The organism is Acinetobacter sp. Ac_3412, assembly GCF_013072675.1.
Lineage (GTDB): Bacteria > Pseudomonadota > Gammaproteobacteria > Pseudomonadales > Moraxellaceae > Acinetobacter > Acinetobacter higginsii.
This window is the reverse complement of the sequence record NZ_LXUJ01000004.1, coordinates 93,773-113,917: the sequence shown is the minus strand read 5'-3', so window position 1 is coordinate 113,917 and position 20,145 is coordinate 93,773. Positions and strand designations below refer to the sequence as shown.

Sequence of the window (20,145 nt, the reverse complement as noted above, 5' to 3'; positions counted from 1 at the left end):
ATTAACAGTCTAAGTCTGCTCAGTTGATCAAAGCTCAGAGTTGGGCGATGATTTGGATTATCATTAACCTGTTGTTTTATCTATTCTTATATAAGATTTTTGGCCGTGTGTTGATCAGCCACTGAGTGATCACAATCACGTCGGATTGAAAGCACCAGTCTAATTTATTGTCGACAATCCTATTGCATTTTTTCTTTTATCTGGTTATAAAATCATAAAAATTGTAGAGATTGTCGACAATATGCAAGATACCCTTGTTCCTCAAGCCCTCAGCACCAGTCAGGGAATGACCCTGACGGAACACGTATTCAAGCAAATTCAGTCGGCGATTGTATTGGGACATATTCCTGCGGGCAGCAAGATTTCAGAACCTGAACTGGCACGGATGTATGGCATTAGTCGCGGGCCTTTACGTGAAGCCATTCATCGTCTGGAAGGGCAGAAACTGGTAGAGCGAACGGCTCATGTCGGTGCCCGGGTGGTGTCACTGTCGCTACAGCAGTTTCAGGAACTCTATCAAATTCGTGCTTCTTTAGAAGGCTTGGCTTGTAAACTTGCAGCCCAGCATATTGATAAAAAACAGATTCTGGCCTTGCGTGATGTATTGCGCATGCATGCCGAAGATGAAAACTTTAAAGCAGGCAAGGGCTACTATCTGCAAGAAGGCCAGGACGATTTCCATTACTGCATTATCAAAAGCAGTGGTAATAAAACCTTAGAAAAAATGTTATGCGATGAGCTGTATCACCTCATCCGTATGTATCGAATCCAGTTTTCAAATACCCCAGATCGACCCAGCAAAGCTTGGGACGAACATATCCGCATATTAGATGCGATTGCTGAAGGTGACGGTGAGCTTGCCGAAATGCTGATGCACCGTCACATCAATGCATCTTACAAAATTGTTGAGCAAACATTGCTGCAAAATCAAGGAGAACAACAACATGGCTAAACAGTCTGCTGGTCAGCTATTCCGCGACGCGGTCGCAAATGAAAAACCATTACAAGTGGTCGGTGCGATCAATGCCAACCATGCATTATTGGCAAAGCGTGCAGGCTACAAGGCGATCTATTTGTCTGGTGGTGGTGTTGCCGCAGGTTCTTTGGGCTTACCTGATTTGGGTATCAGTAACCTTGATGATGTATTGACCGATGTACGCCGTATTACTGATGTGTGTGACCTACCGTTATTGGTTGATGTCGACACGGGTTTCGGTGCTTCTGCCTTTAATATCGCGCGTACCACCAAGTCGATGATTAAGTTTGGTGCTGCTGCAATGCATATCGAAGACCAAGTCGGTGCTAAGCGTTGCGGTCATCGTCCGAATAAAGCCATCGTGACTCAACAAGAAATGGTCGATCGTATTAAAGCCGCGGTCGATGCACGTACTGATGATAGCTTTGTGATCATGGCACGTACTGATGCACTGGCGGTTGAAGGCTTACAGGCAGCGATTGACCGTGCGGGTGCTTACATCGAAGCGGGTGCAGATATGCTATTTCCAGAAGCGATCACTGAGTTGGCCATGTATAAGCAATTTGCAGATCTGACTAAAGTACCCGTTTTAGCCAATATCACCGAATTTGGTTCTACGCCATTATTTACTACGGACGAACTGGCTTCTGCCGATGTCAGCATTGCGCTGTATCCACTTTCTGCATTCCGTGCCATGAACAAGGCCGCAGAAAATGTCTATGAGACTTTGCGTAAAGAAGGCACACAAAAAAATGTGGTCGATACTATGCAAACCCGTCAGGAGTTGTATGAACGCATTAACTACCATGCGTTTGAACAATATCTTGATGGAACTTTTGCGAAGAATAAATAATTTTACCCCCTCCTAACCTCCCCCAGAGGGAGAGGGATTTCACGAATTTAAGACCTTCTTTTATGAAAGACTAAAGAATCGTGAAGGCGGCATGGATGCCGCCACGTTGGGCTGCGGTAGCAAGGACGTACCGTCAGGCCAACAAAGGATTTTTGCTTACTTTTGATCCATCAAAAGTAAGTCCAGCCGAAGGCTTATCCTCAAATAAGATGAGAGTTCGGTAAGACACCGCTACGAAATTCACCTAAGGATATAAAAAGGACAATCTTATGAGCAGTAATGAAACGCCAACAGGCTTCAAACCAAAAAAATCAGTTGCACTCAGCGGACAAGTTGCAGGCAACACTGCACTGTGTACCGTAGGTCGCAGCGGCAACGACTTACACTACCGTGGCTATGACATTCTCGATCTTGCTGTCGGCAGCCAATTTGAAGAAGTGGCACACCTTCTGGTACACGGCAAATTACCAAACAAAGCCGAACTCAAAGCCTATAAAGCAAAATTAAAAGCATTGCGTGGCTTACCAGCAGCATTGAAAACAGCACTAGAGCAACTGCCACCGTCTGCACATCCAATGGATGTGATGCGTACTGGCGTATCTGTACTGGGTTGTTTAACCCCAGAACATGAAGACCACAACGAAGCAGGTGCAAAAGACATCGCAGATAAATTGATGGCAAGCCTAGGCTCAATGTTGTTGTACTGGTATCACTTCAGCAACAACGGTCGTCGTATCGAAGTTGAAACCAATGATGACTCGATTGCTGCGCATTTCTTGCATCTCCTTCATGGCGAAGCGCCATCGGAAGAGTGGATTCAAGCCATGCACACGTCTTTGATTCTGTATGCAGAGCATGAATTCAATGCATCAACCTTTACTTCGCGTGTCGTTGCAGGGACTGGTTCAGACATGTATTCGGCAATCACAGGCGGTATCGGTGCGTTACGTGGCCCTAAACACGGTGGCGCGAACGAAGTAGCCTTTGTGATTCAACAACGCTATGACAATGCAGATGAAGCAGAAGCGGATATCCGTAGCCGTGTTGAGAAAAAAGAAGTGGTAATCGGTTTCGGTCACCCAGTCTATACCGTTTCTGATCCACGTAACGAAGTGATCAAGCAAGTGGCGCGTGAACTTGCTGAAGCGCAAGAAAATACCAAGATGTATGTGATTGCTGAACGTTTAGAAGCCGTGATGAAAGAAGTGAAAAACATGTTCCCGAACCTCGACTGGTTCAGTGCGGTGAGCTATCACTTGATGGGTGTTCCAACGGCAATGTTCACGCCATTATTCGTGATTGCACGTACTGCGGGTTGGTCTGCACACGTGATTGAACAACGTCAAGACGGTAAGATCATTCGTCCAAGCGCGAACTATACTGGCCCTGAAAATCTTGAATTCAAACCATTGGCGGAGCGTGGTTAATGAACACAAAATATCGTAAACCGCTGGCAGGTACCCAGCTCGAATATTATGACGTGCGTCAAGCCGTTGAAGATATTCAGCCAGGCGCATACGAAAAGCTGCCATATACCTCGAAAGTGCTGGCTGAACAGCTGGTGCGTAAAGCTGATGCGGAAAATTTAACGGCCTATTTAACCCAATTGATCGAACGCCGTCAGGATCTTGATTTTCCATGGTATCCAGCACGCGTGGTTTGTCATGACATCTTGGGTCAAACCGCACTGGTGGATCTTGCCGGTTTGCGTGATGCGATTGCAGACAAAGGCGGTGATCCTTCCAAGGTCAATCCTGTGGTGCCAACCCAGTTGATCGTGGATCACTCTTTGGCAGTGGAATTCGGTGGCTTTGACCCTGATGCATTTGAGAAAAATCGTGCAATCGAAGACCGTCGTAACGAAGACCGTTTCCACTTTATTGAGTGGACCAAGACTGCATTTAAAAATGTCGACGTGATCCCAGCGGGCAACGGCATCATGCATCAGATCAACTTGGAGAAAATGTCTCCAGTGATCCAAAACCGTGATGGCTTGGCTTTCCCGGATACCTGTGTTGGTACAGATTCACATACCCCACATACCGATGCGCTTGGCGTAATTTCAGTCGGTGTTGGTGGTTTGGAAGCTGAAAATGTGATGCTTGGCCGCGCGTCTTGGATGCGTCTGCCAGACATCATCGGAGTTGAGTTTGTCGGTCAGCGTCAAGCAGGCATTACTGCAACGGATATCGTATTGGCATTAACCGAGTTCTTGCGTAAAGAACGTGTCGTCGGTGCATACCTCGAGTTCTTCGGTGAAGGTGCCGACAGCATGTCTGTGGGCGACCGTGCCACCATCTCAAATATGACGCCTGAATATGGCGCAACTGCGGCAATGTTCTATATCGATCAGAACACCATCGAGTATTTACGTCTGACAGGTCGTGAAGATACGCAAGTGGCTTTGGTTGAGCAATATGCCAAAGAGATCGGTCTTTGGGCATCGGATATGACCAAAGCTGAGTACCCACGTGTACTTCGTTTTGATCTTTCAACGGTGACCCGTAACATTGCTGGCCCATCAAACCCACATGCACGTGTCTCTACGGCTGATTTGAAAGCAAAAGGCATTGCAGGGAACTTAGAGCTTGCCAAGGCACAAGAAGCAGAAGGTTTAATTCCTGATGGTGCCGTGATTATTGCTGCAATTACCTCTTGTACCAATACCTCTAACCCACGTAATACAGTTGCTGCAGGTTTATTGGCACGTAAGGCCAATGAATTGGGCTTGGTACGTAAACCTTGGGTGAAATCTTCATTTGCACCGGGCTCTAAGGCTGCTGCGCTGTATTTAGAAGAAGCGGGTGTGTTGGGTGATCTTGAGAAACTTGGTTTTGGTATCGTGGCCTATGCATGTACCACCTGTAATGGGATGTCGGGCGCACTTGATCCAGTGATTCAACAAGAAATCATTGAGCGTGACTTGTATGCCACTGCCGTGCTTTCGGGTAACCGTAACTTCGATGGTCGTATTCATCCATACGCAAAACAAGCGTTCTTGGCATCTCCGCCGCTTGTGGTGGCGTATGCGATTGCAGGAACCATCCGTTTTGATATCGAAACCGATTCGCTCGGAAATGACAAAGATGGCAATCCAATTTACCTGAAAGATATCTGGCCTTCGGATGCTGAAATTGATGCACTTGTCAAAGAAGCCGTGAAGCCTGAACAGTTCCGTAAAATCTACATTCCGATGTTTGATTTGGGTGTCAATGAAGAAGCGGCAAGCCCGCTGTATGATTGGCGTCCAATGAGTACCTATATCCGCCGTCCTCCATATTGGGAAGGGGCGTTGGCTGCACCGCGTACTTTAGCCAATATGCGTCCGCTTGCGATCTTGGGTGACAACATCACCACGGATCACTTGTCTCCATCGAATGCGATTGTATTAGACAGTGCTTCTGGCGAATATTTGGCGAAAATGGGTGTGCCTGAGGAAGACTTTAACTCTTATGCAACCCATCGAGGTGATCACCTAACCACGCAACGTGCAACATTTGCTAACCCGAAATTGTTTAATGAAATGGTGGTTCGTTCAGACGGCACCATTAAGCAAGGTTCAAAAGCGCGTGTCGAGCCAGAAGGCGAAGTGATGCGCATGTGGGAAGCGATTGAAACCTACATGAACCGTAAGCAACCGTTGATCATTGTTGCGGGTGCAGATTATGGTCAGGGTTCAAGTCGTGACTGGGCTGCGAAAGGTGTTCGTCTTGCAGGTGTTGAAGCGATTGTGGCCGAAGGTTTTGAGCGTATTCACCGTACTAACTTAGTGGGTATGGGCGTTTTACCGCTTGAGTTTAAGCCGGGTGTTAACCGCAAGACCTTAAAGCTGGATGGTACTGAGCTGTATAGCGTGATTGGTAATATTGCGCCACGTTCGACTTTAACTTTAGTGATTGAGCGTGCCACAGCGGATGGTAAGGAAGAGATTCTGGAAGTACCTGTGACCTGTCGCTTAGATACAGAAGAAGAAGTGTCTGTATATGAAGCGGGTGGGGTATTACAGCGTTTTGCACAAGACTTCTTAGAAGGTCAAGTGGCTTAATACTTTAATCTGAAAGTAATTGATTCTGTTTAATAAAAGCCCTATCTTGATGATGGGGTTTTTATTTGGAAAATATAATGATTATAAGTTTTGCAGATGAGTATAAAATTGATCTTTCAATATTTGAAAAGACAGGTGCATTTGATCCTATTCTTGGCATAGATACAAGACTTTTCATTGATCCGAGTTTAATTAGAAATACAGATATTCCTGAGTTCAGTGGGACTTATATTAAAATTCAAGAATTCTTTGAAAAAATTATAAGATTGCTAAAACAAGCAAAATCTAATTCTCTAAATGATATATTTTGGAAAAAAGCATTTAATCTTTTTGAGTCTAGTGAAATTAAGGGGTCTCATATAGGGTATTCCTCTAAAAGCACTAGAGGGAGTGGTATTGGCCCAAAGAAAAAGAAAAGAATTTTAACCGATATAAAATCAATAATTAATGCTGGTAATGAAGACCCTACAATTTTTGAATTGTTAGGTGCTTTTGAAGAGGATGTCGGTCCAGACTTAATAAGTGATATGATTACTAATATTTTGATTGAGCAATTTATTTTCTATACTCAAAGAATTTGCAGAGAATTAGATGTTGAGTTAAAACTATTAAAATTTTCAAACAATTATCCTGCTGAGAAGTTACCTCAGAATCCTTATAACAAAGAACCTATTATATTAATTCCTAAAGTTTTTTTAAGAGATTTGCCTGTTGCTAATGATTTTGCGGATTTAAATTGGATAAAAGCGTATAATGATGAATTAAAAGAATTTGTTAATCAAATTTTTAGGGATGCATACAAGGAAGTTACGACGCAAGAGAAGAAAAATTATATAAAAGATGTTTTTATAAAATATCCAGACTTATTAAAAGATTTATTGGGTGAGTATTTTAGGTCTAAGCCAAGCTACTATAACTTTGAGGAAGATAAAGCAGGGGAGATTAGCTGGTATCGAACTGCACAATCAATTTTATTAGAATCACCTTTAGAATTAAAATTGAAAAAAGAGCCTACCCTCGAAAATGTATATAGGGTTGTAAATAAAATTTGTGTGCATTTTAAAGATTTGATTGAGAATAATGGTTTATGCAAATTGCTTTATGATGATAAAGATAAAAGGAAGCGTGAGTCTGCATCACAGTTATTATTCTTTGGAATTGCAAACGCATACTGTAATGCAAATAACTTAGACCTAACGCTTGAAGCTGATGCGGGTAGGGGACCTGTTGACTTTAAAATTAGCCTTGGAGCTTCAGCTAAAGTGATTGTTGAAATTAAACTAAGTTCCAATAAACAATTGGTACATGGTTATGAGAAACAATTACCAATTTATAAAAAAGCAGAAAAAAGCCAGAAAGGAATTTATTTAGTTTTGTACAATGGAGGAATTACAAATTCAAGATGGCAAAGTTTTAATGAGTTAGTAAAAAATAGTGCTATGCCGAATATTGAGGTTGTAATAGTTAATGCTATACCCAAAGCATCTGCTAGTGTTGCAGATGAATAAATTATCTGGTGAATGAAAGTATCCAAATTTCATTCTTCACATTTCCGCCATCACCACTCGTCGGAAAGGTCAATAAATAATCAAAACTATCACGCTATAGTATATGTACCATTTCTAAAATCTATGGAGAGCAAAGATGGTAACTGCTGGCGAAAAACCTGGAACAGGCTTCTATTTTTGTGTTCAATGCGGACACCGCACCTATTTAGAAATTGGTACTGATCGTTTACCTCCGTGTACCAAATGCCTTGGCAATCAATTCAACAGTAAGAATGCCTAAGCCGCAAAATACCAAACAGTTACCCACTGTTTGAATAAAAGCCCTATCCCTTGATAGGGCTTTTTGTTACCTTAAAAATAAGATTTAGATAACAAGACCTGTCATAGGCATAGAAAGGTAATCCGTGATGGAAACAATTTTAGGACTCTGTATTGGCGTTGGACTCAGCGCAGCCTGCGGTTTTCGTGTCTTTGTGCCGCTGTTGGCGATGAGTGTTGCCACCCTCATGGGATGGTATCAACCTGCCCAAGGCTTTGAATGGCTGGCACTTCCATCGGTGTGTATGGCACTGGGTTTTGCCACGATTTGTGAAATCGCAGCTTACTATGTGCCGTGGGTGGATAATCTATTAGATACCATTGCCACACCTGCGGCTGTGGTGGCAGGAACACTGACCACGATGGCAGTGAGTAGTGGCGAAATGTCCCAGTTTGCGACTTGGGCAGCGGCACTGATTGTCGGTGGCGGAACCGCAGGCGTAGTGCAAATGAGTACGGTTGCGGCACGTGGGGTTTCAACTGCCACTACAGGGGGGCTGGGGAATTTTGTGATCTCGACAGGTGAGTTGATTGGCTCAATCGTATTGTCGATTTTGGCCTTCGTCATGCCTGCGCTAATTACCGTCTTGGTGATTGTTTTTATTATTGTTGCAGCACGCTGGATTCGTTCAAAACGTCAAGAGCAAGTCACTCCTGCACGATAAGCTTATATTTTTAAATCTATCATTTTTATATTGTGAATACGGATAATAAAAACGCTTCTTTAGGAGGTATAAGTAGATGTCACTTCGTTTGGTAAAACCTCATTCAAGGTTTAAACAGAGTTATAACGACTATATTGATGAACTTGCTGAGGAAGAACGTTACCCGCTCACATTGGACTTCGATCACGCAGATTTTGACAAGTTTTTGAATAAATTAGAACAATATGAAAAAGGGCAGTCTTTACAAGAAGGACATGTAGCCAATATTACCTATTGGTTGGTCGATGATAATAAAATTATCGGTGTGTCGAATCTAAGACCTCAGCTTAATGCACAGATTCAACATTGTGGTGGACATATTGGTTTAGGGATTCGTCCTTCTAGACGCAGACAAAATTTAGGCACTAAGTTACTGGAACTTACCATTCAGAAAGCGTGGGAGCTGGGCTTAACGCAACTGCATATACATTGCTATAAATCCAATTTGGCTTCTGCAAAAGTGATTCAAGCAAATAATGGCTATCTTGATTCTGAAATTACCCTAGATCAAGTGATTCAAAGGTATGTCTTAAATAAAGCAATAGAAAAAATCTGAGTTAGTGCTGAGCAAATAAATGCTTGGTGTGAATGCTATTCAATATTAAAAAAATGATGGACTTATGAAAACTCAACTCATTGCCGCATTATTCGTATTATCAGGCTTAGCGATACTGCCACAAGTCAGCTTCGCCCAAGAACAACCAACAGCAGAAGAACTGAAACTACGGAAAGACCAAGTCACTTATCAAACCTATATCCCTGCAAAATATCGCTTATTTAAAGCCATTGAAGGTGACTTGAATAAAGATGGCATAAGAGATGTCGTGTTGATGGTTAAAGCAACCGATCCCGAAGCTTTTGTTGAACATGAGTATCGTGGCCGTTTAGATATCAACCGCCGTGGCGTGATTGTATTGCTGAACGAAAAAGGTACTTACAAGCCGATTGTCAGTAACTTAAATTGTTTTTACTCGGAAAATGAAGACGGTGGTGTTTATTTCGCCCCTGATATAAGCTTAGAAATTAACAATAATGTGCTGAATGTACACTTTGCCCATGGACGCTATGGCTATTGGCGTTATCTATTTCGCTTAGAAGGCAATGATCTACGCCTGATTGGTTATGATGATTCAAGTAATCATGGGCCTTATGTTGAAAGCCAAACCAGTATTAACTTTTTAACAGCAAACAAAGTTATCCGTGAAAATTTAAGTCAAGACTTTGAAGGTGATCCAAAATTTAAAGAGAATTGGAGTAAAATTAATCAAGCGCCATTCTATTTATCGAAAATTAAAGAGTTTGATTATTTAAGCTTTTAAGGTAAGGGCGGATGATGAGTTTGAAGATTGTTGCTGCACGTTGGATTCATGCAAAAACACCAAGAGAAACTCAACCATTGTTTATAAAAGAAATAGCATCAATAACGACCTGAATGATGAAATAAAAAGATGATAAAGACTCAACTCATTACCGCATTATTAGCATTCTCAAGCCTATCTGCACTGCCGCAACTCAGCTTTGCCCAACAACAACCATCGGCAGAAGAACTGAAACTCCGCAAAGATAAAGTCACTTATAAAGCTTATATCCCTGCAAAATATCATCTCTTTGAAGCGATTGAAGGCGATCTCAATAAAGATGGTCTGAAGGATGTGGTGCTGATCGTCAAAGCCACTGATCCCAAAGCCTTTGTACATGATGAATATCGTGGGCATTTAGACCGCAACCGCCGTGGCGTGATTGTATTGCTGAATGAAAAAGGCAAATACAAACCCGTTGTGAGTAACCTCAACTGTTTTAGCTCAGAAAATGAAGATGGTGGTGTCTATTTCCCACCTGACCTATGGATGGAAATTAAAAATAACTTACTGAGGGTTTATTATTCGCATGGACGTTATGGTTATTGGCGTTATCTGTTCCGCTTGGAAGGCAATGATCTACGCCTGATTGGCTATGATGATTCAAGCAATCACGGCCCCCTTATTCAAAGTCAAACCAGTATTAATTTTTTAACGGGTAAAAAAGTTGTTCGTGACAATTTAAGCCAAGATCCAGAAGATGATCCAAGGTTTAAAGAAACGTGGAGTAAAATCAAGCAGCCGCCGATCTATCTGTCCAAAGTGAAAGACTTTAATGATTTAAGTTTTTAAGCAATGGTGACTATCGAAAAACCAGTCAGAACAGCGTAAATTAGCTTCACTTTTGCTCTTGCGTTCAAGCTTATGATGATCACTTGGATTCTGTTCACCCTGATGGCTGCATTTATGCAGGCTTGGCGCAATGCATTTCAAAAACAACTCAGTACGAGCGTGGATGTCTATGGCACCACACTGGCTCGCTTTATCTTTTCACCGATCTTTGCCTTTAGTTATTTGGCTTTTCTATATCTGCATCAGCCAGTCACAACATCGGTGCATTTTTCCGATAAATTCTGGTTGTATATCGTGATTGCAGGTATTAGCCAGATCTATGCCACTGCCTTGATGGTCAAACTGTTTCAGCAAAAGAACTATGCCATTGGGGTGGGGCTTGCCAAAAGTGAAGCCATCTTGGCGGCCTTGGTCGGTGTGCTGTTCTTACAGGAACATCTCAGCACATGGGGCTGGGTTGGTGTGGTGATTGGGGGACTTGCAGTATTCTTACTCAGTAAAGGTAAGCAGCAGTCCGATCTGTCCTTTAAAACCTTGATGATTGGACTCGGTAGCGGACTTTGCTTTGCCATCACCTCTTTATTGGTGCGTGAAGCCAGTTTAGAACTAAGCATGTTGCCATTTTTGCATCGTGCTGCATGGGTGCTGTGTAGTCTGATCAGCTTTCAATGCATCGTATTATTGATCTATCTCGGATTTTTCAGCCGACCAACGCTATATAAAATGTGGCAACGGGTTGGCTTAACCTTAAGAGTGAGTATCTGTAGCTTTTTGGCGTCCGTCGGCTGGTTTAGTGCTATGAGTATGCAAACCGTGGCGATTGTCAAAACGCTGGGCCAGGTCGAAATTCTATTTAGTCTATTAATCTCAGCCTTTTTCTTTAAGGAAAAGCTCGCTAAAACTGATCATTTCGGTTTATGGCTGGTGATTGTGGCTGCGATTATGGTGATTTGGGCTTAGATGAGAAGCTCTATTTGAAAAAATACACATGTAAATTTGAATTTATCGGAATATAAATCGTAGTTTTTTATTAGATATGGGAAATATTTTAACTTTTAGAATAGAGTATGCAAAATTATTTCATTGATTGCTAAAAATAGCAGTTTTTAGGAAAACAATCCCACCGTGATCTGCCTAAACTATGTCTCAAGGGTGTGAAAGGGATCGAAAAGAGTAGCATGCACCGACGCTTATAAAGCAAGTGTGTACGAACCCAAAAGGTCTCGATTCGGCTTAGGACGCTATAGATCAAAAGTTTATAGGCAAAGGTTATGGCTTACAAAGTCATAGGTGTTGAAGTAAACAACCTCTGTTTTCCCTTGATACCCTAAAAAATTTAATTGAAGAGAGCATCAATAATTCGATCAAAATAATAAAAACTAGATCAATAAAACTAAAACTGAGTGTGAAACTAATCCTGTAATCTGAATATTGTGAATATAAGTCGATATTTTTATATTAAAAAACAAAGTGATATAATTATTTTTATATTAATAAATCAAAAAATCACAGCTATAGGTCAGCACTATAATGAATGAGTTCGAGCTTAAAATTCGCTATCCACATCAAATGAATCACAATGACATCGATCATGTCGGTCGCTTTGATTTGGCAACGATTTTAACCAAGTTTGACGAGATGACTTGGCGTCAGCAGTTGGTTCGTCAATTACAGCTCAATGGTGCAGATACCAGTTTTATGGTGACGGATCATCGTAGCGAGCATAGCATCGTGATTATTCTGGATGCCTACGCCAAATCACAGCAGCTTGAATTCAAACTGGACAGTGATATTCCCGTCATCATTCCTAAAAAAGATTTGTTTGGCTTGGTCACGCGTAAAAGCAAAGACAGCATTTCGTTTAAACAATTGAGCTTGGCGCGTGTCAAAGATTATCTGATTGCATTCTTAAATCGGGACATTGCCACATTAGAAGAGATCTATAAACAAGGCTTGGGCAAGGGGTTGAAAACACCGTCTTGATCGTAACAGTGATGAGGAAAATCAGCGGTTGCGAAAGCTGTTGGCGCAACTATAATCACTCCCCATCCTGTACCTGATTCAATTTGTTCTGTTGCCATGGCTCTAAACGACAATTTTATTTATACACCACCACAAGATCCTTTAGAGATCGTCTATGAAGATGACGATTTACTGGTGATCAATAAGCCTGCTGGGCTATTGTCAGTCATGGGGCGTTTACCTGAACATCAGGACAGTGCCTATTTACGGGTTTTGGAAAAATACCCTGCTGCCAAAGTCACGCATCGTCTAGATATGGCAACTTCGGGCTTACTCATGTTTGCCAAACACCGTGATGCAGAAGTGGCAATCAGTAAAATGTTTCAGGCGCGTACTGTCAAAAAATACTATGTGGCTTTGGTACAGGGACAGATTCAGAGCGAGGGCAGTGTGGAAGTACCGCTCATTACCGATTGGGAAAACCGCCCGCGTCAGATGGTGCATTTTGAATTGGGTAAGTCTGCCAAAACCTTATTTCAACTGATGCAATATGATGAAGTAAGCAATCAAAGCCGTGTCCGTTTAGAACCCGTCACGGGCCGTTCGCATCAATTACGCGTACATATGATGCACATTGGTCATCCGATTATGGGCGATAAACTTTATCATCCTGAACCTGCCAAGTTCCATTTACAACGGATGGCGCTGCATGCGGCTTATCTGGCATTCAAACATCCTTTAAAAATGCATGCAGTCGAAATCCATTCTGAGCTAAAGTTCTAAACACTACAATAAATAGGCAAGCGCATGTATTCGATTCAATATACTGAATGGGAAGTACTTTCAGAGATACAGCAAAGTCAATTAAAGGCACTTTTATTAGAGGCCGATCCAAGTTGGCAGCAGGTCTTAACCTATTTATTGCAGTCGAATCTGTTCGTCATGTTGAATGATCAGGCACAAATCATTGCACAACTTTGTTTACTCAGAACGGCTGATCAAGCTGAAATTAAAAATCTAGCCGTAGATTCACGCTATCAAAAACAGGGGTTTGCCAAGGCATTGATTCAATTTGCCATTGAAAATACAAGAGATCAAAATATCCAAACATTATGGGTCAAAACAGGTAACTCCAGTCTGGATCAACTAGCGCTTTATCAAAAATGTGGATTTCGTCTGTCGCATATTGAGCGAGATGTTTTTAGAGACTATCCAGAACCCATCTATGAAAATGGCATAGCTTGCCTTGATCAGATCGTACTGAGCATCGTATTACGTTGAGACACGGGAGTCTCAGGACGTTTACTTTGATCGTTTTTTGACTACAATATTGCTATTAATCCGTCTAAAAAATGACATAAAAATCGGTTAATCTATAGCCAAATATCAAGTCCAAAACACAACAAAGGATATTTATATGACTCGCGACTATGACCAATTCCCAGACAATGATAATGGCAACGTGCTATGGCAGATGGTTGAAGATGGTAATGAACTCAACGAGCCACATGAAGTCGAATTTTCGATTGTTTTTGAAAAACAAGAACAGGTTGAAAAATGTGCCTTGCATCTTTTACACCAAGAACAAAAAATTTCACTTTTTCAGGAAGAAGTACACTCAGATGGTTCAGATCTTTGGGTGCTGAACATTCATGTCAACATGATTTTGGAATATGAAGATATTGAAGACTTGGAAGAATGGATGACCAAGATCGCCAAAGAGTTCAATGGCGAGTATGATGGTTGGGGTTGTATGAGCTATATTTACGACGAAGACGAGTAACTTAATTATGTGAATTGTTATTGAAATAACAATTCACTACACTATTTTTGCTCACCTTGCACATTGGGGTGGTTGACTTTCGATTTATAACTTTTTGAAAGATAGGTATTTTAGTTATCTCTGTGATCTACTAATCTCTTCTGCTTTAATTCGTGCCGTAATTTTACATTTTTTTAATAGAAGAACTTTCTCGTATTCATAAATTATGGAACATTTTGAAACTTTAACTTTTCGAAAAAATAATTTAAGCTTCGCTGGAAAATAAGGCTAGTGCAAAGAATAAGCACTTACAGGGGGTCGGATGGATGAGCAAACATCCAGTTTAAAAGGATTACCACGGTTAAAACCCCGTGGCGGACTGCAAGTCATGTATGCGGCAGTTCGTGCGCTTTTTTTACGCGAGTTGCAAACCCGTTTTGGTCAGTTTCGCCTTGGTTATTTCTGGATTTTACTTGAACCTGCGTTGCATATTGGTTTTCTTTTAATCTTATTTGGTCGAATTAGCCATACTATACCAGGGATGGAGTTTGAGGTTTTTCTAGTCAATGGGATTATCCCATTTTTCTTATTTAGAACGACAATAAGTCAATCTCTAGGTGCTGTTCAAGCTAACCAAGGTCTGTTTAGCTATCGTCCAGTAAAGCCTATTGATACACTGATTGCGCGTAGTTTTTTAGAGTTATTTTTATATTTTATTGCTTATCTATTCTTTAATGCCATTCTACTTTGGCTTGGATTTCATATTAGTTTTGATGCAGTTCCAAAACTACTCGGATACTGGATTTTATTGTATGCACTAAGTTTTAGTCTATCTTTAGTGTTTATTGTAATTGGAAGCATTTCACGAGAGCTGAATAAATTTATTCCAATGCTATTTTTAATGCTCTACTTTTTATCTGCGGTAATCTATACCATTCATTTTGTACCTGCTGAATATCAACAATATCTATTATGGAATCCTGTAATCCATATATTAGAATCAATGCGACATGCGGTTGCACCGAATTATCCTTTAGTCAATGGTATTTCGCTGACTTATGTAGCTGAATGGATTATTGGTTCATTATTTTTAGGCTTGCTGCTTTATAAGCGTTTTGAGCAGCAAATGGTGAAATCTAAATGATAGAACTGCGTAATTTGACTAAATCCTATGTGACTCCGAAAGGGCGTCATTATGTATTTAAAGATTTAAATGTCACTTTACCTGAAAACAAAAGTGTAGCGATCTTAGGCAAAAATGGTGCGGGTAAAAGTACCCTGCTTAGAATTATTGGCGGTATCGATTTCGCTGACAGTGGCAAAGTCGTGACCAATAAAACCATTTCTTGGCCTGTGGCATTGTCAGGTGGCTTTCAAGGTAGTCTGACTGCACGACAAAATGTTCGTTTTGTCGCTCGGCTTTATTTAAGCCATGAGGAAGATGTATCGAGAGTGGTTGAATTTGTCGAATCCTTTGCCGATATTGGTAAGTATTTTGATATGCCGATTAAAAGCTACTCATCAGGTATGCGTTCAAGAATTGGTTTTGGAATGAGTATGGCGTTTAATTTTGATTATTATCTACTCGATGAAACTGGAGCTGTTGGTGATGCCAATTTTAGAAAAAAGAGCCAAGTTTTATTGGATGAGTTAAAACAGAAGTCCAATATTATTATGGTGTCGCACAACCTAAATGATTTGACCCGTAATTGTGATGTGGCTTTTCTAATGCGTAATGGTCAAGCTGAATTTTTTGAAGATATTGCAGAGGCAATAGAGGTCTATAAAGAATATGCGGTCAATAACAAATAAAGGTCTGGTGATCAGCTACATCGCCATTGTAATGTTGCCACTATTGCTGATTGTCGCTTATCTCGTTTTTTTTGCACAAGAGCGTTTCGTATCTCAATCGACGCTGTTAGTTAAACAGGTGGGTGAAGTATCAAATGTTGCTGCTTCAAGTGGTTTGAGTACCTTACTTGGTGTTAGTAATACCAGTAGTGAAGATGCGCATATCTTAACCGCCTATATTAGCTCCCGTAATATGGTGGAAAGCCTCGACAAAAAACTCAATTTGCGTAAAGCCTTTATTGCACCCAATGATCCAGTTTTCGGTTTAGACTCTGATGCTTCAATTGAAGATTTAGTAAAATATTTTAACCAGCGTGTACAAGTTAATTTAGATGAAAAAACTATGATGATGACGATATCATCACAGGGGTTTAGTTCGGGTTTTGCTCTGCGCCTCAACCAAGAAATTCTAAAAAATAGTGAAAGTTTTATTAATAGTTTGTCTCAACAGATTGCTGAAGAGCAACTTAAGTTTGCCGAAAAGCAATTGAATGAGGCAAAAGAGCAATTAGATGCTTCGCGTGATACTTTACTAGACTATCAAAATAAAAATCAGATGTTTGATCCTCAGGCGCAAGCTCAAGCAGTTGCAACAGTGGTTGCCAGCCTAGAGTCGAATTTGGCGCAGTTACGTACTGAAGAACGAACATCATTAAGTTATTTAAATGAAACCGCACCTCAGGTGGTAGCAATCCGTAGTCAGATTGAATCGGTACAGAAGCAAATCACCGATGAGAAAGCCAAACTCACCTCACCAAATACGAGTAAGCTGAATAAAAGTGTGGCAGATTTTGAAGCCTTAAAATCCAATGTTGAATTTGCAACTGATCTCTACAAGCTTTCATTGGCCTCGCTTGAAAAAGCCCGTTTGGAGGCTTCGCGGAAGTTGAAAAAATTAGTGGTAGTTTCTACCCCAGAGTTAGCACAAGATGCACTTTATCCTCGTATTCTTTATTTGATTGCGACTTATTTTTTAGTCTTAAATATTTTATTTGGTATTACGATGTTGATTTACTCGATTATCCGTGAGCATAAGGAATAAGCACAATGAAAAAAATATTATTGACCAGTATGCTTGCATTGTCTTCTTTTTATAGTTTTGCGGCTGATACACAGTCTCTTTTACCTCAAGACTTAGCAAGTAATGTTTTACAAACAAATAATAATGTTTCAGACAATACCATTTTACCAAGTCAATCGGTAGTTGGGCTTTCTCCAAGTAGCGCACAAAAATACTCAGTGCCAACCAAAATGTTTGGTGAACAGTTATTTAAAGGTGCTTTTGCCAGTACCGCAGGTTCGACATTTAACGACAGCTATGTACTGAACCCTGGCGATAATATCAATTTACGTCTATGGGGTGCTTACCAGTTTGCGGGTACTTTAACTGTGGACCCGCAAGGCAATATTTTTATTCCGAATGTCGGACCAGTCAAAGTCGCGGGTACCACCAATGGCCGACTGCAGTCTTTGATTGAAGGTTATGTCCGTAAGACTTATGTCGCTAATGTCGGGGTCTATGCAGCCTTGGTTCAGTCGCAACCCGTGAAAGTCATGGTTACGGGCTTCGTGAATCAACCTGGTGCTTATGGTGGTGTTGCCAATGACAGCGTATTGGCATATCTGGATCGTGCCGGTGGAGTTGACGCACAACGTGGTAGCTATGTCGATATTCGCATCATGCGTAATGGGCAGCTCAAGCAATATGTCAATCTCTATGACTTTTTAATTGCAGGTAAACTACAGCCTTATAGCTTCCGTGATGGCGATGTGATTGTGGTAGCGCCGCGTAGCCATACCTTCTCGGTGTCGGGTGAAGTGTTTAATGCTTATGACTTTGAATTTAACGTTCCTGAAGTCACCGTTGCTCAGGCATTATCAGTAGCAAAACTGAAACCTGGAGCGACCAATGTCAGTATTATGCGCCGTCAGGGTACAGAGTATCGCAGTGAATATTATCCACTTTCGGCTGCCAATAATGTGGTGATTGAAGATGGTGATATCTTAACCGTGACTGCGGATCGTTATGCAGGCACTATTCAGGTACGAATTGAAGGTGCGCATAATGGTGCCCATGCGGTAGTATTACCATATGGATCTAAACTGTCAGAAGTAATGAAGCAGATTCAGCCAAACACCCTATCAGAGGTGGATGCCTTACAGCTTTTCCGTCCATCGGTTGCTAAGCGACAAAAGGAAATGTTAAACGTTTCTTTAGATAAACTTGAAGAAGCAACATTTTCTGTACGCTCAACCACGCAGGAAGAGGCTAATCTACGCGTAAAAGATGCCGAGTTGGTCAAACAGTTTATTGCCAAGGCACGTACGGTAGAGCCAAAAGGTCAAGTGGTTTTAAATGCCAAAGACTTTGATGATGTAATTTTAGAAAATGGCGATATTTTAAACATTCCTGAAAAAACTTCAGTCATTATGGTGCATGGTGAAGTGACTTTCCCGAATGGTGTGGTATGGCAACCGAATATGACGGCGGCATCTTATATTGATCAGGTCGGTGGCTTCACTCAGAAATCGAATAAATCAAAACTGGTGGTGATTCATCAAAATGGTGAGTCTGAACTGGTCAGTAAACGTTATAAGATTCAACAGGGGGATGAGATTTTAGTCCTTCCTAAAGTACAAACCAAAGTCGTGGAATTAACGCGAGGGATTACCCAAGTATTGTATCAGATCGCGATTGCAGCCAAAGTGGCATTGGATTTATAGGGATAACTTGATTATTGCAGGGATTGCTTATAGCGCCTTGATACATAAATGGGTCAGGGTTAAAACAAACATGTTGATAGTATATGGTGTTGAAACAATAATTTTAAATAAATTATTGAATAATTTGGTGAAAATATGAAAGTGTTAGTTGTGTTTGGAACAAGACCTGAAGCGATCAAAATGGCGCCTTTGGTAAAACTATTAAGTGCAGATCCATTTTTTGAAACAAAAGTCTGTATCACAGCTCAGCATCGACAAATGCTGGATTCCGTCTTATCTGTATTTGATATCCAACCTGATTATGACCTCAATATCATGAAAGCAGGTCAAAGCTTGACTGAACTGAATGCCAGAATGATGTTGGCGTTGGAAGAAGTTTTGGTCGACTGCAAACCTGACCTCGTACTGGTACATGGTGATACCTCTACCACGCTTAGCACAGCAATGGCGGCCTTCTATCAAAAGATTGATGTGGGTCATGTTGAAGCGGGCTTACGTACTTATGATATTTACTCGCCATGGCCAGAAGAAGCTAATCGTCAATTGACCAGTGTGATTGCGAAATGGCATTTCTGTCCAACAGAGACCTCTGCTAATCATTTACTCCAAGAACATATCGACAAAAGCAAAATCTGTATTACCGGTAATACTGTAATTGATGCGCTCTTTTATGTGAAAGATCAGCTCAATAATAGTGAAGCGTTACAGCAGGAAATGCGTGCGCATTTTCATATGCTTGATCTCGATAAAAAGCGAGTTTTGATTACTGGCCACCGTCGTGAAAACTTTGGTGAGGGTTTTGAGAATATCTGTAAAGCGATTAAGGCACTTGCGGAAAGCTATCCAGAGGTCGAATTTGTATACCCTGTACATATGAACCCGAATGTGATGCAACCTGTTTATCAATATCTTGATGGTGTTGAAAATATTAAATTGATTGAACCGCAAGAATATGTGCAGTTTATTTGGTTAATGCAACATAGCCATATCATTTTAACTGACTCTGGTGGTATCCAAGAAGAAGCACCATCTTTAGGTATTCCGGTTTTGGTGATGCGTGATACCACAGAACGTCAAGAAGCTGTGGAAGCTGGCACGGTAAAACTGGTGGGCACTTCAAAAGAATTAATTATTCAGCAGACCTCTGCGTTATTAGATGACCAAGCACTGCATCAGCAAATGAGTCTTGCGCATAATCCTTATGGCGATGGACTGTCATGTAAAAGAATCATTGAGCATTTAAAGCAATTTGCTTAATCGCAAAGTGTTAACGAATAGTAGAAGCATATTTT

General features: G+C 41.1%; 20 protein-coding genes. All 20 read left to right on the top strand.

The features are described from left to right. Positions 1-241 precede the first annotated feature (241 nt). The 20 genes from A7P54_RS03125 to wecB all read left to right on the top strand — a co-directional run bounded on the left by A7P54_RS03125 (position 242) and on the right by wecB (position 20,110). Complete coding sequence (locus tag A7P54_RS03125) at positions 242-952, top strand: GntR family transcriptional regulator (RefSeq protein WP_005209855.1); 711 nt, start codon at positions 242-244, stop codon at positions 950-952. Beyond that, a complete protein-coding gene (gene prpB, locus A7P54_RS03120) occupies positions 945-1,829 on the top strand; it encodes a methylisocitrate lyase (RefSeq protein ID WP_005200878.1) in 885 nt (294 codons plus the stop codon). The genes A7P54_RS03125 and prpB overlap by 8 nt, the downstream gene beginning before the upstream one ends. A 269-nt stretch (positions 1,830-2,098) precedes the next feature. Further along, entirely contained in the window at positions 2,099-3,256 is a 1,158-nt protein-coding gene (gene prpC, locus A7P54_RS03115; RefSeq protein WP_004656677.1) for a 2-methylcitrate synthase, read from the top strand. Beyond that, complete coding sequence (gene acnD, locus A7P54_RS03110; RefSeq protein ID WP_171548615.1) at positions 3,256-5,874, top strand: Fe/S-dependent 2-methylisocitrate dehydratase AcnD; 2,619 nt, start codon at positions 3,256-3,258, stop codon at positions 5,872-5,874. The genes prpC and acnD overlap by 1 nt, the downstream gene beginning before the upstream one ends. A 77-nt stretch (positions 5,875-5,951) precedes the next feature. After that, positions 5,952-7,382, top strand: coding sequence for a hypothetical protein (locus A7P54_RS03105; protein WP_171548614.1), 1,431 nt, complete (start codon positions 5,952-5,954; stop codon positions 7,380-7,382). Positions 7,383-7,518: 136 nt separating this feature from the next. Beyond that, positions 7,519-7,662, top strand: a complete 144-nt coding sequence (locus tag A7P54_RS03100) for a zinc ribbon-containing protein (RefSeq protein WP_004637424.1) — start codon at positions 7,519-7,521, stop codon at positions 7,660-7,662. A 127-nt stretch (positions 7,663-7,789) separates the two neighbouring features. Next, the gene (locus tag A7P54_RS03095) at positions 7,790-8,365 is read left to right on the top strand and encodes a DUF4126 domain-containing protein (RefSeq protein ID WP_171548613.1); all 576 of its coding nucleotides are present in this window, start codon (positions 7,790-7,792) and stop codon (positions 8,363-8,365) included. A gap of 76 nt (positions 8,366-8,441) precedes the next feature. Then, complete coding sequence (locus tag A7P54_RS03090) at positions 8,442-8,960, top strand: GNAT family N-acetyltransferase (RefSeq protein WP_171548612.1); 519 nt, start codon at positions 8,442-8,444, stop codon at positions 8,958-8,960. A 64-nt stretch (positions 8,961-9,024) separates the two neighbouring features. Next, the gene (locus A7P54_RS03085; RefSeq protein WP_171548611.1) at positions 9,025-9,723 is read left to right on the top strand and encodes a hypothetical protein; all 699 of its coding nucleotides are present in this window, start codon (positions 9,025-9,027) and stop codon (positions 9,721-9,723) included. A gap of 129 nt (positions 9,724-9,852) precedes the next feature. Continuing rightward, entirely contained in the window at positions 9,853-10,554 is a 702-nt protein-coding gene (locus tag A7P54_RS03080; RefSeq protein WP_171548610.1) for a hypothetical protein, read from the top strand. Between the two features lie 72 nt (positions 10,555-10,626). Continuing rightward, positions 10,627-11,514, top strand: coding sequence for an EamA family transporter (locus tag A7P54_RS03075; RefSeq protein WP_004801849.1), 888 nt, complete (start codon positions 10,627-10,629; stop codon positions 11,512-11,514). A gap of 570 nt (positions 11,515-12,084) precedes the next feature. Further along, positions 12,085-12,537: a hypothetical protein gene (locus A7P54_RS03070; RefSeq protein WP_171548609.1), complete on the top strand. Its 453-nt coding sequence runs from the start codon at positions 12,085-12,087 to the stop codon at positions 12,535-12,537. A 96-nt stretch (positions 12,538-12,633) separates the two neighbouring features. Then, entirely contained in the window at positions 12,634-13,299 is a 666-nt protein-coding gene (locus tag A7P54_RS03065; protein WP_171548608.1) for a pseudouridine synthase, read from the top strand. A 24-nt stretch (positions 13,300-13,323) separates the two neighbouring features. Further along, positions 13,324-13,797 carry a GNAT family N-acetyltransferase gene (locus A7P54_RS03060; RefSeq protein ID WP_171548607.1) on the top strand — a complete coding sequence of 158 codons (474 nt, stop codon included), beginning with the start codon at positions 13,324-13,326 and terminating at the stop codon, positions 13,795-13,797. Between the two features lie 136 nt (positions 13,798-13,933). Further along, positions 13,934-14,299: a ribonuclease E inhibitor RraB gene (locus tag A7P54_RS03055; RefSeq protein ID WP_004801857.1), complete on the top strand. Its 366-nt coding sequence runs from the start codon at positions 13,934-13,936 to the stop codon at positions 14,297-14,299. A gap of 301 nt (positions 14,300-14,600) precedes the next feature. Continuing rightward, on the top strand, positions 14,601-15,422 hold the full coding sequence (locus A7P54_RS03050; RefSeq protein WP_171548606.1) for an ABC transporter permease: 822 nt from the start codon (positions 14,601-14,603) through the stop codon (positions 15,420-15,422). Beyond that, positions 15,419-16,090, top strand: coding sequence for an ABC transporter ATP-binding protein (locus A7P54_RS03045; protein ID WP_171548605.1), 672 nt, complete (start codon positions 15,419-15,421; stop codon positions 16,088-16,090). Before A7P54_RS03050 ends, A7P54_RS03045 begins: the two co-directional genes overlap by 4 nt. Next, complete coding sequence (locus A7P54_RS03040; protein ID WP_171548604.1) at positions 16,071-17,171, top strand: capsule biosynthesis protein; 1,101 nt, start codon at positions 16,071-16,073, stop codon at positions 17,169-17,171. The genes A7P54_RS03045 and A7P54_RS03040 overlap by 20 nt, the downstream gene beginning before the upstream one ends. Before the next feature lie 5 nt (positions 17,172-17,176). Further along, entirely contained in the window at positions 17,177-18,853 is a 1,677-nt protein-coding gene (locus A7P54_RS03035) for a polysaccharide biosynthesis/export family protein (RefSeq protein WP_171548603.1), read from the top strand. A 135-nt stretch (positions 18,854-18,988) separates the two neighbouring features. Further along, positions 18,989-20,110, top strand: a complete 1,122-nt coding sequence (gene wecB, locus A7P54_RS03030) for a UDP-N-acetylglucosamine 2-epimerase (non-hydrolyzing) (RefSeq protein WP_171548602.1) — start codon at positions 18,989-18,991, stop codon at positions 20,108-20,110. The last annotated feature ends 35 nt before the right edge of the window (positions 20,111-20,145 follow it).

Bases quoted from the DNA above. Each gene is read 5' to 3' on its own strand.
- acnD (WP_171548615.1), top strand. From the start codon at position 3,256: ATGAACACAAAATATCGTAAACCGCTGGCAGGTACCCAGCTCGAATAT.
- prpC (WP_004656677.1), top strand. From the start codon at position 2,099: ATGAGCAGTAATGAAACGCCAACAGGCTTCAAACCAAAAAAATCAGTT.
- A7P54_RS03070 (WP_171548609.1), top strand. From the start codon at position 12,085: ATGAATGAGTTCGAGCTTAAAATTCGCTATCCACATCAAATGAATCAC.
- A7P54_RS03125 (WP_005209855.1), top strand. From the start codon at position 242: ATGCAAGATACCCTTGTTCCTCAAGCCCTCAGCACCAGTCAGGGAATG.
- A7P54_RS03090 (WP_171548612.1), top strand. From the start codon at position 8,442: ATGTCACTTCGTTTGGTAAAACCTCATTCAAGGTTTAAACAGAGTTAT.
- A7P54_RS03085 (WP_171548611.1), top strand. From the start codon at position 9,025: ATGAAAACTCAACTCATTGCCGCATTATTCGTATTATCAGGCTTAGCG.
- A7P54_RS03105 (WP_171548614.1), top strand. From the start codon at position 5,952: ATGATTATAAGTTTTGCAGATGAGTATAAAATTGATCTTTCAATATTT.
- A7P54_RS03060 (WP_171548607.1), top strand. From the start codon at position 13,324: ATGTATTCGATTCAATATACTGAATGGGAAGTACTTTCAGAGATACAG.
- A7P54_RS03065 (WP_171548608.1), top strand. From the start codon at position 12,634: ATGGCTCTAAACGACAATTTTATTTATACACCACCACAAGATCCTTTA.
- A7P54_RS03035 (WP_171548603.1), top strand. From the start codon at position 17,177: ATGAAAAAAATATTATTGACCAGTATGCTTGCATTGTCTTCTTTTTAT.
- prpB (WP_005200878.1), top strand. From the start codon at position 945: ATGGCTAAACAGTCTGCTGGTCAGCTATTCCGCGACGCGGTCGCAAAT.
- A7P54_RS03075 (WP_004801849.1), top strand. From the start codon at position 10,627: ATGATGATCACTTGGATTCTGTTCACCCTGATGGCTGCATTTATGCAG.
- A7P54_RS03095 (WP_171548613.1), top strand. From the start codon at position 7,790: ATGGAAACAATTTTAGGACTCTGTATTGGCGTTGGACTCAGCGCAGCC.
- A7P54_RS03055 (WP_004801857.1), top strand. From the start codon at position 13,934: ATGACTCGCGACTATGACCAATTCCCAGACAATGATAATGGCAACGTG.
- A7P54_RS03050 (WP_171548606.1), top strand. From the start codon at position 14,601: ATGGATGAGCAAACATCCAGTTTAAAAGGATTACCACGGTTAAAACCC.
- A7P54_RS03100 (WP_004637424.1), top strand. From the start codon at position 7,519: ATGGTAACTGCTGGCGAAAAACCTGGAACAGGCTTCTATTTTTGTGTT.
- A7P54_RS03040 (WP_171548604.1), top strand. From the start codon at position 16,071: ATGCGGTCAATAACAAATAAAGGTCTGGTGATCAGCTACATCGCCATT.
- A7P54_RS03045 (WP_171548605.1), top strand. From the start codon at position 15,419: ATGATAGAACTGCGTAATTTGACTAAATCCTATGTGACTCCGAAAGGG.
- A7P54_RS03080 (WP_171548610.1), top strand. From the start codon at position 9,853: ATGATAAAGACTCAACTCATTACCGCATTATTAGCATTCTCAAGCCTA.
- wecB (WP_171548602.1), top strand. From the start codon at position 18,989: ATGAAAGTGTTAGTTGTGTTTGGAACAAGACCTGAAGCGATCAAAATG.